8 protein-coding genes are annotated in these 13,270 nt (G+C 67.4%); 4 read left to right on the top strand and 4 right to left on the bottom strand.

Annotation, left to right across the window (positions count from 1 at the left end; all coding sequences use genetic code 11):
• Nucleotides 1-11: 11 nt before the first annotated feature.
• Nucleotides 12-1,016 (bottom strand): TRAP transporter substrate-binding protein, encoded by a 1,005-nt coding sequence (locus tag AC3IR9_RS00215; RefSeq protein ID WP_489293234.1) that lies wholly within the window; start codon nucleotides 1,014-1,016, stop codon nucleotides 12-14.
• Between the two features lie 38 nt (nucleotides 1,017-1,054).
• Complete coding sequence (locus AC3IR9_RS00210; RefSeq protein ID WP_489293233.1) at nucleotides 1,055-1,876, bottom strand: 2-keto-4-pentenoate hydratase; 822 nt, start codon at nucleotides 1,874-1,876, stop codon at nucleotides 1,055-1,057.
• A 156-nt stretch (nucleotides 1,877-2,032) separates the two neighbouring features.
• On the opposite strand from AC3IR9_RS00210, the gene AC3IR9_RS00205 reads away from it, so the two are divergent.
• The 4 genes from AC3IR9_RS00205 to AC3IR9_RS00190 all read left to right on the top strand — a co-directional run bounded on the left by AC3IR9_RS00205 (nucleotide 2,033) and on the right by AC3IR9_RS00190 (nucleotide 6,285).
• Nucleotides 2,033-3,025, top strand: coding sequence for an alpha/beta hydrolase (locus AC3IR9_RS00205; RefSeq protein ID WP_489293232.1), 993 nt, complete (start codon nucleotides 2,033-2,035; stop codon nucleotides 3,023-3,025).
• Nucleotides 3,022-4,647 carry a carboxylesterase/lipase family protein gene (locus AC3IR9_RS00200; protein ID WP_489293230.1) on the top strand — a complete coding sequence of 542 codons (1,626 nt, stop codon included), beginning with the start codon at nucleotides 3,022-3,024 and terminating at the stop codon, nucleotides 4,645-4,647. Before AC3IR9_RS00205 ends, AC3IR9_RS00200 begins: the two co-directional genes overlap by 4 nt.
• A gap of 157 nt (nucleotides 4,648-4,804) precedes the next feature.
• Complete coding sequence (locus AC3IR9_RS00195) at nucleotides 4,805-5,395, top strand: cysteine dioxygenase family protein (protein ID WP_489293229.1); 591 nt, start codon at nucleotides 4,805-4,807, stop codon at nucleotides 5,393-5,395.
• 50 nt (nucleotides 5,396-5,445) lie between these two features.
• Nucleotides 5,446-6,285 carry a PhzF family phenazine biosynthesis protein gene (locus tag AC3IR9_RS00190; protein ID WP_489293228.1) on the top strand — a complete coding sequence of 280 codons (840 nt, stop codon included), beginning with the start codon at nucleotides 5,446-5,448 and terminating at the stop codon, nucleotides 6,283-6,285.
• 100 nt (nucleotides 6,286-6,385) lie between these two features.
• On the opposite strand, the gene AC3IR9_RS00185 is transcribed toward AC3IR9_RS00190, so the two are convergent.
• Together AC3IR9_RS00185 and AC3IR9_RS00180 are read right to left on the bottom strand one after the other, a co-directional pair.
• Complete coding sequence (locus AC3IR9_RS00185) at nucleotides 6,386-10,129, bottom strand: LamG-like jellyroll fold domain-containing protein (RefSeq protein WP_489295938.1); 3,744 nt, start codon at nucleotides 10,127-10,129, stop codon at nucleotides 6,386-6,388.
• A gap of 224 nt (nucleotides 10,130-10,353) precedes the next feature.
• Entirely contained in the window at nucleotides 10,354-13,116 is a 2,763-nt protein-coding gene (locus AC3IR9_RS00180; RefSeq protein ID WP_489293227.1) for a TonB-dependent receptor, read from the bottom strand.
• Between the last annotated feature and the right edge of the window lie 154 nt (nucleotides 13,117-13,270).

The following is a 13,270-nucleotide window of genomic DNA, read 5'->3' as shown; positions in this document are numbered from 1 at the left end:
CGTGTCGGGCCTCAGGCGAAGTCGCGGATGCGACGGGTGAGGGCGGCCAGCGCGGGTTGCTGCAGGTAGTGCTGCAGCAAGGGGGCGGCGGCCTTGCGGAAGGCCGGCATATCGACCTCGTTGAAGCGGATGCCAAAATCGGTGACCGCCTGCCGGGCGGTACTTTCCGAGGCATCCCACTGCTGGCGCATCACCTGCACCGATTCGCGCGCGGTTTCCAGCAGCAGCTGGCGGTCAGCCGGGCGCAGCGCATCGAAGCTGCTGCGCGACATCAGCAGCACGTCCGGAGCGTAGGAATGTTCGCTCTGCGACCAGTAATGCGCGGCCTCGAAGTGGCGGCTGGAGTGGAAGCTGCGCAGGTTGTTCTCGGCCCCGTCGATCATGTGCGTTTCCATGCCCGAGAAGGTGTCGCCCAGCGACATCGGCGTGGGGTTGGCACCCAGCAGGCGCATCAGCTGGATGAAGATGTCCGAGGAGGCCACGCGCAGCTTCAGGCCGTGCAGGTCCTTGGGTTCGACGATGGGATGCTTGGTGTTGTAGAAACAGCGCGCGCCGGAATCGTAGATGGCCAGGCCGACCAGGTCGCGGCGTTCAAACCCAGCCAGCACCGCCTCGCTGATGCCACCATCCAGTGCACGGCGCATGTGCGCCACCGAGTCGAATACGTAGGGCAGGCACAGCGCCTGGGTCAGCGGAAACGCGTTGTTGAGCGCACCGGAATAGACCCGGGTGATGTCGATCGCCCCGAAGCGCGCCATGTCGATGGCTTCGGATTCACGGCCCAGCTGGCCGGAATGGTACTGGCGCAGCGTGAGGCGGCCGCCGGTTTTTTCTTCCAGCGTCCTGCCGATCCACTTCACCGCGGTGACGGTGGGGTAGTCGGCCACGTGGACGTCGGTGGCGGTCAGCAGGTGCCCCCCTGCCGGCAGGCCGCCCGGCTGCCGCGAACATGCCGACAGCAGGGGCACGCCAAGCGCGCCCACACCGGTGGCAAGGAAACTTCTGCGAGTAATCATCTGCGCCCTCCCAAGCGTGCTCGCCATGTCCCCCAGACTTATCCGGCGGCAATGGCCTTGCAGGTAATGTCGCCGTAGCCGGCGAAACGGATCAGTGCCTGTTGGCCTACGGCGATGTCATGGATGCCGGTGGCGTTGCCGCTGGCGATCAGGTCGCCGGCCTTCAATGGGCGGCCGCGTTGCGCCGAACGCGCCAGCGCGAAGGCATACGCGGTGCGCAGCCCGCCCGGCAGCAGGGTGGCGCCGCCGGTGCCCACCACCTGCCCTTCGATGTGGGTTTCCGCACGCAGGTCGGCATCGTCCAGGCGCGTCCAGTCGGCAATCTCCGCGCCAAGCACCAGGCCGTTGTTGTTGCCGAAATCAGAGACCACCACACGCGGGCCAAGCTGGTTGATGGTGGCCAACGGGCTGCTGGCCACCTCCACGCCGATGAACAGCCGGGCCGGCAGGGCCTGGGCTTCTTCGGCGGTCCAGTGCAGCTTGTCGGCCGGGGCGTCCTGGAGCAGTTGGATCACGAACTCGGCCTCGACCGCCCCAAAGCCGCCGACGAACACCGGGATGTCTACTGTTCCACCGGTAGCATTCCAGAGCCGCCGGGAGAAGATCGGGCCCAGCAGGCGGTCATCGCCGGACGCGTCGCGGCGCTCGGCGGCAATGTAGCCGACCTTCCAGCCCACCACCTGATCGTCCCACAGGCCGATGGCCTGGTCCTGCACGCGGTAGGCGGTCACCAGGTCCGGCGGGACCTCGCCGGGGAAGCCGGGTAGGGCCTTGCCCTGCTGGCGGGCACTGACGAAGGCGTGGGCGATCTCGCCCAACCCCTGGTCTGGCAGGTCATGTGTGCCGTGATCGTTGCTCAAGCGGGTCTCCCGGTGGATGTTGCGCTGCGCATCGACAGCGTCTGGATGAGCTGTATATGGTAAACCGGTGTCATTGGCAATGTGCAGCGCGTCAGACGCGGCACGGTTGAGGCACGATGGCCGTTCCCACCCCGTCTTCTGAAGGACCTTCCGCCCATGCGCCGCGCCACTCTGCTGCCCCTGCTGGCCAGCCTGCTGCTGATCGGCCCCCTGTCGTCTGCGCAGGCTGCCGAGCGCAGCGTGCCGGCCACCGAGCCGGCGCCCGGTAACCCCGACCGCATCGCGCTGTGGCCGGACGGGCAGGTGCCCGGCGAGCACGGACCGACGCGCGTGCCCCACGTGATCGAACGCAGCGATACCCCCGCGCTGCCGGACCGCTACATCGACGATGTCGACGCGCCCTACCTGGTCGCTTACCGGCCCAAGCGCCCCAACGGCACCGCCCTGCTGGTGATCCCCGGCGGCGGCTACGAGCGCATCGTGCTGGACAAGGAAGGCACCGCACTGGTGCCGGCGTTCGTTGACCAGGGCGGGGTAACGCTGTTCGTGCTGCGCTACCGGCTGCCTGCCGGGCGCAGCGACCGCCAGGCCGCCCTGGCCGATGCACAGCGCGCGTTGCGGCTGATCCGCGCCGGGGCCGGGCGCTGGCAGCTGGACCCCGGCCGCATCGGGGTGATCGGCTTCTCTGCCGGGGGCCATGTCGCCGCCCGCCTGAGCACCGGCTTCGACCTGCCGGTGTATCCGCCGCGCGATGCGATCGACACGCGGTCCGCGCGCCCCGACTTCTCGCTGTTGCTGTACCCGGTGATCGACATGGGTCCGCATGCGCACAGCGGTTCGCGCAAGCGGTTGCTGGGCGAGCATCCCGATGCCGCGCTGGTACAGCAGTTCTCGATGCAGGAGCAGGTCCGTGCGGACATGCCGCCGACCTTCCTGGTGCACGCGCAGGACGACAAGGTGGTGGCGGTGGACAACAGCCTGGTGTACTACCGGGCGCTGGTGCAGGCCGGTGTTGCCAGCGAGATGCACCTGTTCCCACAGGGTGGCCATGGCTTCGGCGTCCGCATCCGGCCGGGGCTGACGGTGGCGCAGTGGCCGACGCTGGCGCTGCAGTGGATGGCCGCGCAGCACATCGGCGAGCGCCGATGAGCGATTCACCGGCCGACCTGCAACGCCGCCGCTTCCTGGGCGACAGCGCGCGCTACGCCACGCTGCTGGCCGCTGGCAGCCTGCCGCTGCTGATGACCGCCGGCGCCGCCGTGCCGGGCCCGCGCCACGATGCCGCCCCGGTGGCACGCGGACGCAGTGGCCGGCTGCGCGGGCAATGGCAGCAGGGCGTGCATACGTTTCGCGGCATCCCGTACGGCGCGGACACGCGCACGCGGCGTTTCCAGCCTGCGCTGCCCGAATTGCCCTGGCCGGGTATCCGCGATGCCAGCCACTACGGGGCGTCCGCACCGCAGACCGGCAGCGACGGCCCCGGCAGCGAAGACTGCCTGTACCTCAACGTGTGGACCCCCGCACTGCGCGATGGCGGCAAGCGGCCGATCCTGTTCTACATCCATGGCGGTGCCTACAACAACGGCTCCGGCAGCAATCCGCTGTATGACGGCAGCGCGCTGTGCCGGCAGGGCGATGTGGTGGTGGTGACGGTGAACCACCGGCTCAACGTGTTCGGCTACCTGTACCTGGGTGGCACCGGCGATGCGCGCTTTGCCGACGCCGGCAATGTCGGCCAGCTGGACCTGGTGCAGGCCTTGCAGTGGGTGCGCCAGCATGCCGCGGAGTTCGGTGGCGATGCGGGCAACATCACCGTGTTCGGCCAGTCCGGTGGGGGCGCCAAGATCGCCACGCTGATGGCGATGCCGGCCGCGCGCGGGCTGTTCCAGCGCGCCTGGACCATGAGCGGGCAGCAGGTCACCGCCGCCGGCCCGCGTGCGGCCACGCAGCGTGCGCGCATTGCGATGGACGCGGTCGCCGCGCGCGACGTGGATGCGTTGCGCGCACTGCCGACCGAGGCATTGTTGGCCGCCACGCGCGCACGCGATCCCTCGCCGGTGGAAGACACCGGCCTGTACTTCGGCCCGGTGATGGACGGCGGCGTGCTGCCGGTGCATCCGTTCTGGCCGCAGGCGCCCGCACAATCGGCGCACATCCCGATGGTGATCGGCACTACGCACGATGAAACCCGCGCGTTCCTCGGCAACGACCCGGCCAACTTCGCGCTGGACTGGGACAGCCTGCCGGCGAAACTGCAGAAAGAACAATTCGTGGACCTGCTGCCGTCAGTGGTGATCGCACGCTATCGGCAACTGTACCCGCAGTACACGCCGTCGCAGGTGTTCTTCGCCGCCACCACCGCCGGGCGCTCATGGCGCGGCGCGGTGGAGGAACTGGAAGCACGCGCACGCCAGGGTGCACCGACCTGGGCGTATCAGCTCGATTGGGGCTCGCCGCTGGGCGGTGGCCGGTTCGGTGCTTTCCACACCCTGGACATCCCCTTGGTGTTCAACAACACCGCTCGTCCGGGATCGCGCACCGGTGAGGGCGACGATGCGGTGCAGTTGGCCGGGGTGATGAGTGGGGCGCTGATCGCCTTCGCCCGCCACGGCGACCCCAACCACGGCGGCCTGGCACGATGGGAGCGGTACGCACTGGCCCGCCGCCAGACGATGCTGTTCGATCAGGCATCGCACCAGGCAGATGACCCCCGCGGCGGCGAGCGCGTGCTGTACCAGCAGGTGCCCTTCGTGCAGCGCGGGACATTCTGAGTGTGGCCATCGGTGCGAGCTGTCGCCGCCGTCACCTGCGATTGATAGTTTTTAGCAACCCTTTCGCAGATTTTGATTGGCATTTTCAGTATCGCAGGCGCGTTCGTCGTGAATCCGGTCAAACATGCTGTTCACCACGATCGCCTAGACTGGTGTCATGCAAGCACCCTGCGACCCGTTTCCGCCGTTCCATGGCCGTGATCGATTGATCGCCGCCGTCGACCACGCGGTCCAGCACGACGATGCCCACCAGATCGCCGCCACGCTGCGGCATGCGCTGCGCGAGGCCATCGCCGACAGCCGCATCCAGCTGCCGGCCTGCGTGCACCATCCGATTGCCGACCACTACGCCCGTCGCGAGCTGTACCGCAGCGCCGCGCACGGCTACAGCGTGGTGGCGATGAGCTGGGGGCCGGGGCAGGGCACACCGCTGCACGACCACAGTGGCCTGTGGTGCGTGGAAGGGGTGTGGCTGGGCCAGCTGGAAATCACCCAGTACCAGCTGCTGGAGCGTGATGGCGACCGTTTCCGCTTCCGTGCCCAGCCGCCGATCCTGGGCGACTGCGGCAGTGCCGGCAGCCTGATTCCGCCGCACGAGTACCACACCATCCGCAACACCAGCGCTGACCAGTTGGCGATCTCGGTGCATGTGTACGAAGGCGAGATGACCCAAAGCGCGATCTTCGCGCCAACCGGCAGTGATTGGTACGCGCGGCACCTGCAGGTGATGGAGACCGACGCGGCCTGACCGGGTATACGGCCGTTATGCATAATTTCCGTGCCTTCCGGGAGTTGTCGATGTCCACCCATCCGTTCCACCAGATCAACGTATTCAGCACCGACCCGCTGCTGGGCAATCCGCTGGCGGTCGTGCTTGACGCCACCGGCCTCAGCGACGCGCGCATGGCCGCGTTTGCGCGCTGGACCAACCTGAGCGAAACCACCTTCGTGCTGCCGCCCCTCGATCCACGTGCGGATTACCGGGTGCGCATTTTCACCACGCTGGAAGAACTGCCGTTTGCCGGGCATCCCACGCTGGGCAGCTGCCATGCGTGGCTGGCGCACGGCGGCGTGCCCAAGGGCGAGCACGTGGTGCAGGAGTGCGGGATCGGGTTGGTACACATCCGCCGCGATGAGGACAGGCTGGCGTTCCTGGCGCCGCCACTGCGGCGGGGCGAAGCACTGGAACCTGCCTTGCGCGAACGCGTGCGCGCCGGGCTGGGGGCGCGCGCCGACGATGTGATGGATGCACGCTGGGTGGACAACGGCACCGGCTGGCTGGCGCTGCGCCTGCGCGATCGGGCAGCGGTGCTGGCGCTGCAGCCTGATTACGCACAGCTGGATGGGTTGAAGGTGGGCGTGTTCGGCCCGTGGCGGGCAGCGGATGGCGATGCGGCGCAGTTTGAAAGCCGCGCCTTCATTGCCGGCGACGGCGCGCCGGAAGATCCGGCCACCGGCAGTCTCAACGCGGGCATCGCGCAATGGCTGCTGGCCACCGGTGAGGCGCCCGACCGCTATGTGATCAGCCAGGGGACCGCGTTGGGGCGTGCCGGGCGGCTGCAGGTGGAGCGGGTAGGCGAGGGGTTGTGGATCGGTGGGGCGTGCGTGACCTGCATCGAAGGCACGGTGACCCTGTAGCGCCGGGTTCTACCCGGCGGACGGGATGTTGCCCGACAGCGGGACAGCGGCAGCGGGGCAGGGCAGGGCAGCGGCAGCGGCAGCGGGGCAGAGCCCCGCTCTACAGGGCGAGGCTGTTGTTCAGCCGGGTTACTTCGGCGCCGTCGTCGGCCAGCTGCACGCGCACCCGCAGGCCATGGCGGTTGCCCGCTGGCAATGGCAGGCTCACCACGGTGGTCTTGGGCAGCAGGTCGCTGGGGGCGGCCAGCGCGGGGATGGCGGTGCGCGCGATCTCGCGGCCATGGGCATCTTCCAGTATCGCGATACCCTCGCCGCTGCCCACATGCCCCAGGCTGTGCACGGTCACCTGCACCTGGCGGCCATCCACGCGCAGATCGCCGCGGCCGATGCCCAGGTCCGGGCGTTGCTCGACCGGCGCGCCGGCCTGCAGCAGTTCAAACTCGAACACCTGCGCCTGTCCCGGCAGGAAACGCAGCGACGTGGAAGCACTGCGCTCCAGTGCCAGCTCGCGCACGCTGCTCCTGCCATCGATACGGTCGTCGCCATCGCGGTCGACACCGGCGGTGACCCGCCATTGCCCGGCGGTGACATTCCACGTGGTCATCTGCGCATCCAGCGCGCGCGTGCCCAGGTTGTAGGCAATCACCTTGAAGCGCTCCGGCGAGGGCGCATGCACCAGCAACGCCACCTGTTCGGCGGCATCGGGCTGGACGAAGCGCCAGCTCACGGTGTGCCCGGGCCAGCTCTGGTTGCGCTTGAGCGCGATGCCGCCCAGGCGCGCGCGCTGCAGGAACTCGCTGGGCGCTTCGACCCGGTCCGACCACCAGTGCCCTTCGGTATTCATGTAGTCGCGTTGCGCCTTGGCCTGGATGCCGTCGGCATGCAGTGCCTCCAGGTACGCCTTGTTGCCGGTGGCCTGCCAGGCCATCAGGCTGGCGAAACCGGTATTGCCCGCATCGGCGTCGGCGATCAGGCGCGGGTTCCACTCGGCGCTGCGGCCCAGCACCTCCACGTAGTTCTCGCCAAGGTTGGACAACGCGCCCGGCCCGCCGCGCACCACGCGATAGTCCAGCGCCTTGAGATACTTGTCATCGTCGGTCCAGCGCCATGCGGCCCAGAAGGTGTGCATGACATCGCCGCCGCCGGAGCCGTTGTTGAGCTCGCCGCCGCGGGTCTTGCCGGTGGCCCAGTGGATCTCGTTGGGCAGTGCCCAGCGCCCCTTGTCGTCGGTGTAGGCATGGGCCAGGTAGCTGTCGGCCAGGCCGATGACCAGTTTGCGGCTGGTGGCATCGCTGTTGTACTGGCCCATCAGGAACGCCGGGTGCAGCACCGGGAACGAATACGGTTTCTGCCACTGCCAGTTCGGCTCGCGATACACCTTGTTGCCGCCATACCAGTTGCTGGAGAACAGCAGCTGGCCCTGCGGGTTGGGCAGGACGATGCGTTCGTCGAAGGCCTTCACCGTTTCCATCAGCCGCTCCAGCGTGAGCGGGTCGCCCCAGTTGAGGTAGAGCATCGCGCTGTTGGTGTTGATGCCTTCTTCGTAGGCATGCAGTTCGTCGGTTTCGATGCTGCTCAGGCCGTTGCTGAACATGCCATTGCGGTACACCGCATCGGACAGCGCGGTCAGTGAGGCATTGAGCTTGTCCGGCTGCACGCCCATCAGTGCCAGGCCCGGCCACTGCTGGGTGAGATCGGAATCGTCGGAGATGCCGCCGCCGAAATCGCCGTAGGCGATCTGCCGGTGGTCGATCCACCAGTCGACGAAACGGCGCACGTACTTGAGGTCTTCGGTCTGCCGGAAGGCCCACAGCGGCACGCCCTGGGGCGGCTCGGGCTGCGCGAACGGCGGCCGGCCCTGGCTGTTGTAGCTGATGTAGTTCCAGTACAGCCGGCCCAGCGCGTGGTCCGGGTCGACCCGCAGCAGGTCGCTGAGGTCGGCGTACACACGGGCGTACAGGCGTTGGCGCTTGGAGGTGGTGTGCTCTTCAACCAGGAAGCCCCAGTTGTCGCGGGCCTGGTTGAAGCGGTCGGCGACGTGTTCTTTCTTCGCGTCCTCGCGGTCCTTGTAGACCATGCGGATTTCCGCCCCGTCCAGCGCGCTGGCATTGAACCCGGGGGCGGCCGAGGCGATGGAGATCCACAGGCTGTCGGCCGTGAGGATGCGGTCGCGCAGGTCCAGCCACAGCGTGTGCTTTTCGCCCGGGCGGACCGAGACCGACACGTCGATCATGTCGCGCGCTGGCCAGATCGGGTCCTTGATGCGGATGTTGAGCGGGATCAGGCCCTCGTGGGTGGCCGGCAGGTCCAGGGCGGGCAGGTCGATGGCCACGCCGTCCAGGCCGTCATGCATGTTTTCCCAGCTGTGCGCCCAGCTGCGGATCAACGGCTGCGCAGCGGGCGCGTCGCCAACCCCGGAAGGAATCAGCACGTGCACGATGGGCAGCGGCTGCGCCGGCAGGGTATCGGCGGTACGGCGGCGCGAGCCGGCGCCCTTGGGCAGGGCCATCACCGTGCTGCGTTCGGCGGCCGGATAGCGGCCGTCGATGTACTGCCGCAAGGTGGCGATGTTGAGGTAATCCGGCAGCGCCTGGCTGTCGATCAGATAGCGCTGCTTGACCGTGCCGGCCGGCTCGGGTGCGTCGCTGGCCTGGTAGGCCCAGATTTCCTGGATCGGGGTTTCCTGTTCGGTGTTGCGGAAGTGCAGCACGCCCCCGGTCCGGGTGGGGATGTCATCGACGCTGCGCACCACGCCCTGCGGGCGCTGCAGCAGCGGGCGCGGCGCTTCGCCGCCACTGCTGTGGCTGAGCGAGCCGAACGCCGCGCCGCGTATTTCGATGCGGTTGACGTGTTCGTTGTCCGGCAAGGTCAGGTCCAGCTGCTGGCCGCCATCCACGTAGGTGTTCCAGTCCGGCAGCTGGAAGTAATCGTTGCGGCCGGGCAGGCGCGAGCGGTTGTAGACGCCCGGCCAGGTGGTTTCAGCAATACCATCGGTGGCCTTCCACATCCATTGCTGGTGGTCTTTGGCATCGGCAAATTCAATCTTGCGGATGCCGGTGGTGGCACTGGCCAGCAGCGGCGGTGCCGCGTTGTCCCAACCGAAGCGGTGCCGCCACGCACGCAGCGGGTCCGGTACGGCCAACGCCGTGGTCGGCGTTGCATTGCGCGCCAGCGCCGCCATGCCCGCAGGGTCCAGCAAGCGGTCGTAGACGCGGATCTCGTCCAGGTCGCTGCCGCGCAGGAAGTTGTAACGGCTCTGCACCTGGTAAGGCGCCATCACCCGCCCGGCCAGGCCGAGCTGATCCAATGCAGCGTCGTAGTCGGCGGTGGTGTCCTGCCGCGCGACTTCCTTGCCGTCCACATACAGGCGTACGCCGTGGTCTTCGTCCCAGCCGAAGGCGATGTGCTGCCACTGCTGCGGCGAGGGCAGGTGGTCAAGTGTGAATGACACACGGGTGCGGGCCAGGTTGGCATCGGTCACGAACGCATCGAAGCCGTGCCCGTTCCAGTCGATGCGCAGCCAGGCCATGTCCCAGCTGCTGTGATCGGCATAGCCGACCCGGAAGATCACGAACGGCGCTTCCCCCACGGCATAGCGCGAGCGCCAGAAGAAACCCAGCGTGCCGCGTTGGGCCTGGATGTTGCCCGGGGCGTTCCACGACAGCACGCCGTCGTCTTCCCACTGGATCGCCGCGCCGCGCACGCCATCTGGCACGCGCGTGACCTTGTCCAGGAAATTGGGAACCGCATCGCCTTGTGCGGTATCGGCATCCAGGCCGGTGTCGGCCGATACATGGAACAACAGCTGCGGCGGCTGTGCCCAGGCGCCGGCGCTGCCGCCCATCAGCAGCAGGATCAGGCTGGCCGACAGGCGGGGGCGACGGAGCGAACAGACAGCGTGCAACGGCATGGCAGGTTCCTTTCGACAGCACAACGGCACGGCAGGCACGCAGCTCCCCGCTGCGCAGGCTGTGGCCGGCAATGCACGCTAGCAAAGCGAGGGGAAGGCAACATCTTGCGTCGCAGCAGTGGCGACGCGGTTGTCCGCGTCGCCACCGTGCAGGTCCATCAGAACTTGTAGCGCACGCCCAGCAGGAACTGGCGGCCGGTTTCGGTGTACTGCAGCGGCAGCTGGCCGGTGGTCGGCGAGTACACCCATTCGTCGGAGGCTTCGTTGGTGAGGTTGTTGCCTTCCAGGCTCAGCTCCAGTTTGGCGCTGATCGCATAGCGGATCGATGCATCCAGAACGGTGGTGCCGGTCATGCCGTGGTAGCCGTCCAGGTTGAAGCCGGTTTCCGTCCCCGGTACCTGGGTCAGGTAGTCGTCGCGGTTGGTCGCCGAAACACGACCGGAGAACACCTTGCCTTCGTAGAACAGCGTGGCGTTCCAGGACGACCGCGACAGGCCGAGCAGATCGTTCTTCATCACCGGCTGGCCGGCGGCGTTGATGTACTGGATCTTGGAATCCACCCAGGTGTAGTTCAACTGCACGCCCAGGTTGGACCACTTGCCCGGCAGGAAGGTAAACGGCTGGGTGTAGTTGGCTTCGACGCCGAACAGTTCACCGCCGGGGGTGTTGACCGGGCGCGTATAGGTGAAGTCATCGGTGGGTGAGGCGCCGGTGCCATCCAGCAACGAGGCCGGCAGGCCGCTGTCGGTGTAGGGGTGCACTTCGCGCAGGGTCTGCACCGAGGACTCGATGTCCTTGTAGAACAGGCCCAGGCCGGCCATCGCGCCTTCGCTGAAGTACCACTCGAAACCGAGATCGACGTTGGTGGCGCGGGTCGGGTCCAGCATCGGATTGCCGCTGGAGATGGTGCGCGCGCCGCCGGCGACGGCCACCGTCGCACCGGGGGTCAGGCTGCCCAGGCCGGGACGGGTCATCACCTTGGCCGCACCGAGGCGGATCAGGAAGTCCGGGCTGACTTCGGCTACCAGGTTGAACGAGGGCAGGGTGTCGTCGTAGGTGCGTTCAACGGTGGTTGAGGTGGTCCCGGTGGCCAGCGTGGACAGGCCGGTGGACGACTGCTTGGTGCGCACGTAGCGCACGCCGACGTTGCCCGACAGCGGCAGCGCGCCCAGTTCGGTGGAGAACTCGCCCATCAGGTACACGCCGCGGTCTTCTTCCTCGACACTGCGTACATTGTTGGCGCGTGGGGCGACGGCGAAGGTGCCGCTGTTGCTGTAGATGTCGAACTGGTCGGCGATGGCATTGAGGTCTGGCACCACCCAGTTGGACGGGTTGCCGCTGGTTCCCTTCAAGCCGGCCTGGCTGGTCAGGTCGCCCGGCACGATCTTGCTGCCGTCGGCGAAGTTGGGCACGGCCAGTTCGCTGGCGCGGCGCAGTTCGGTGGTCTTGAAGGTGTAGTTCTTGGCCAGCACGCCGCCCTTGAGGCGGAAGCCGGGGCTGATGTTCCAGTTGAAATCGATCTGGCCGGTGTCGAAGTCGTTGTCGACGTACTGCGGACGCATGCGGATTTCAGCCAGCTCCCAGCCGTTGGGATTGGTCGGGTCGATGCCGTAGTTGAGGATCGGCGCGCGGCTGTTGCCACGGTAGTCGTAGCTGTATCCGTCGACGTCGTACTTGTCCATGATGATGGTGGTCTGGACCGGGTTCTCGTGCCTGGAGCGCGAAACACCGACCTTGCCGGACAGGGTGAAGTCGTCGCCGAAGCGGTGCTGGCCATTCAGGCTGAGCTGCTTGAACTCGGTGCTCCACTCGTCGTGGCGGTTCTCGCTGCGGATGTCGACGTTGTCGAATTCACCGTAGACCAACGCGTTGTTTTCGATCACCCCGTTCTTGACGATCATCGCCGGCTTGCCGGCCAGGCGCGGGGTGGTGGTGTTGGCGCCACGGCTGAAGGAGATCGCCTCGATGTAGTGCTCGTCGCGGGTGGCGTCGATCTTGGAGTACAGCGCGTCCAGCGACACTTCGGTGGCGTCGTTGGGTTTCCATTGCAGGGTGCCGGTCACGCCCAGGCGCTTCTGCTCGTGTTCCATCTGCACATAACGCGGGAAGCGCGGGTGGAACACGCTGGCGCTGCGGGCCTCGGCAAACGGCGAGGACGCGGCAAAATTGCCGTTGCTCGGGCCATTGGCCCAGCGCCCGGTGTTGGAGCCTTCTTCCAGCGCCTGGCGCTCGGAGTAGGCCACCGACATCAGCGCACCGAACGTGCCATCGGCAAAGGTGTTGGAGATCAGTGCGGCCAGGCGCGGGTCGGCTTTTTCGGCCATCGCGTTGTAGCCGGCCTGGCCACTGGCGGCGAAGGTGAAGCCGTCATAGTCGAACGGGCGGCCGGTGCGCAGGTCCACGGTGGCCCCGAGCGAGCCTTCTTCCACGTCAGCCGAGGCGGTCTTGCGCACGATCAGCTGCGAGAACAGGTCCGAGGCGAACACGTTGAAGTCGAAGCCGCGGCCACGGTTGGTGCCGCCGCTCTGGTCGCCGGCGCCGACGGTGGTCAGCGCTTCCATGCCATTGATGCGCACACGGGTGAAGTCCGGGCCGAGGCCCCGCACGGAGATGTTGCGGCCTTCGCCGGCTTCGCGGGTGATGACCACGCCGGGGATGCGCTGCAGCGACTCGGCCAGGTTCAGATCGGGGAACTTGCCGATGTCTTCGGCGACGATCGCGTCGACCACGCCGGCTTCGCCGCGCTTGATGTCCAGCGCCTTCTCGACGCTGGCGCGGTAGCCGGTGACGGTGACGGTGTCCAGTTCGGTGGCGGCCGGGTTGGCGGCGTCCTGGGCCAGCGCGGTACCCCCCAGCGCCAGGCCGATCGACAATGCGAGCAAGGTAACCGGTGTCTTTTTCTGGATGTTTCGAGATTGCATGTTTTCCCTCTCCCAAGGTGCTACATGAAACAGCTATCCGGCGACATGTCAGTGCAATGACACCGCTGGTCAGAGCCGACGTTAACAGTCCGTTCCGGATGGAGCATCTTGCACCGCAACAGATTTGGAATGTCCCGTAGACGCTTGCGGGACA

The sequence above is a fragment of the Stenotrophomonas sp. GL_101 genome (genome assembly GCF_057835675.1).
Note: the sequence above shows the minus strand (reverse complement) of the source record. Positions and strands in the feature narration are given on the sequence as shown.

Bases quoted from the DNA above. Each gene is read 5' to 3' on its own strand.
- AC3IR9_RS00195 (WP_489293229.1), top strand. From the start codon at position 4,805: ATGCAAGCACCCTGCGACCCGTTTCCGCCGTTCCATGGCCGTGATCGA.
- AC3IR9_RS00200 (WP_489293230.1), top strand. From the start codon at position 3,022: ATGAGCGATTCACCGGCCGACCTGCAACGCCGCCGCTTCCTGGGCGAC.
- AC3IR9_RS00215 (WP_489293234.1), bottom strand. From the start codon at position 1,016: ATGATTACTCGCAGAAGTTTCCTTGCCACCGGTGTGGGCGCGCTTGGC.
- AC3IR9_RS00190 (WP_489293228.1), top strand. From the start codon at position 5,446: ATGTCCACCCATCCGTTCCACCAGATCAACGTATTCAGCACCGACCCG.
- AC3IR9_RS00205 (WP_489293232.1), top strand. From the start codon at position 2,033: ATGCGCCGCGCCACTCTGCTGCCCCTGCTGGCCAGCCTGCTGCTGATC.
- AC3IR9_RS00185 (WP_489295938.1), bottom strand. From the start codon at position 10,129: ATGGGCGGCAGCGCCGGCGCCTGGGCACAGCCGCCGCAGCTGTTGTTC.
- AC3IR9_RS00180 (WP_489293227.1), bottom strand. From the start codon at position 13,116: ATGCAATCTCGAAACATCCAGAAAAAGACACCGGTTACCTTGCTCGCA.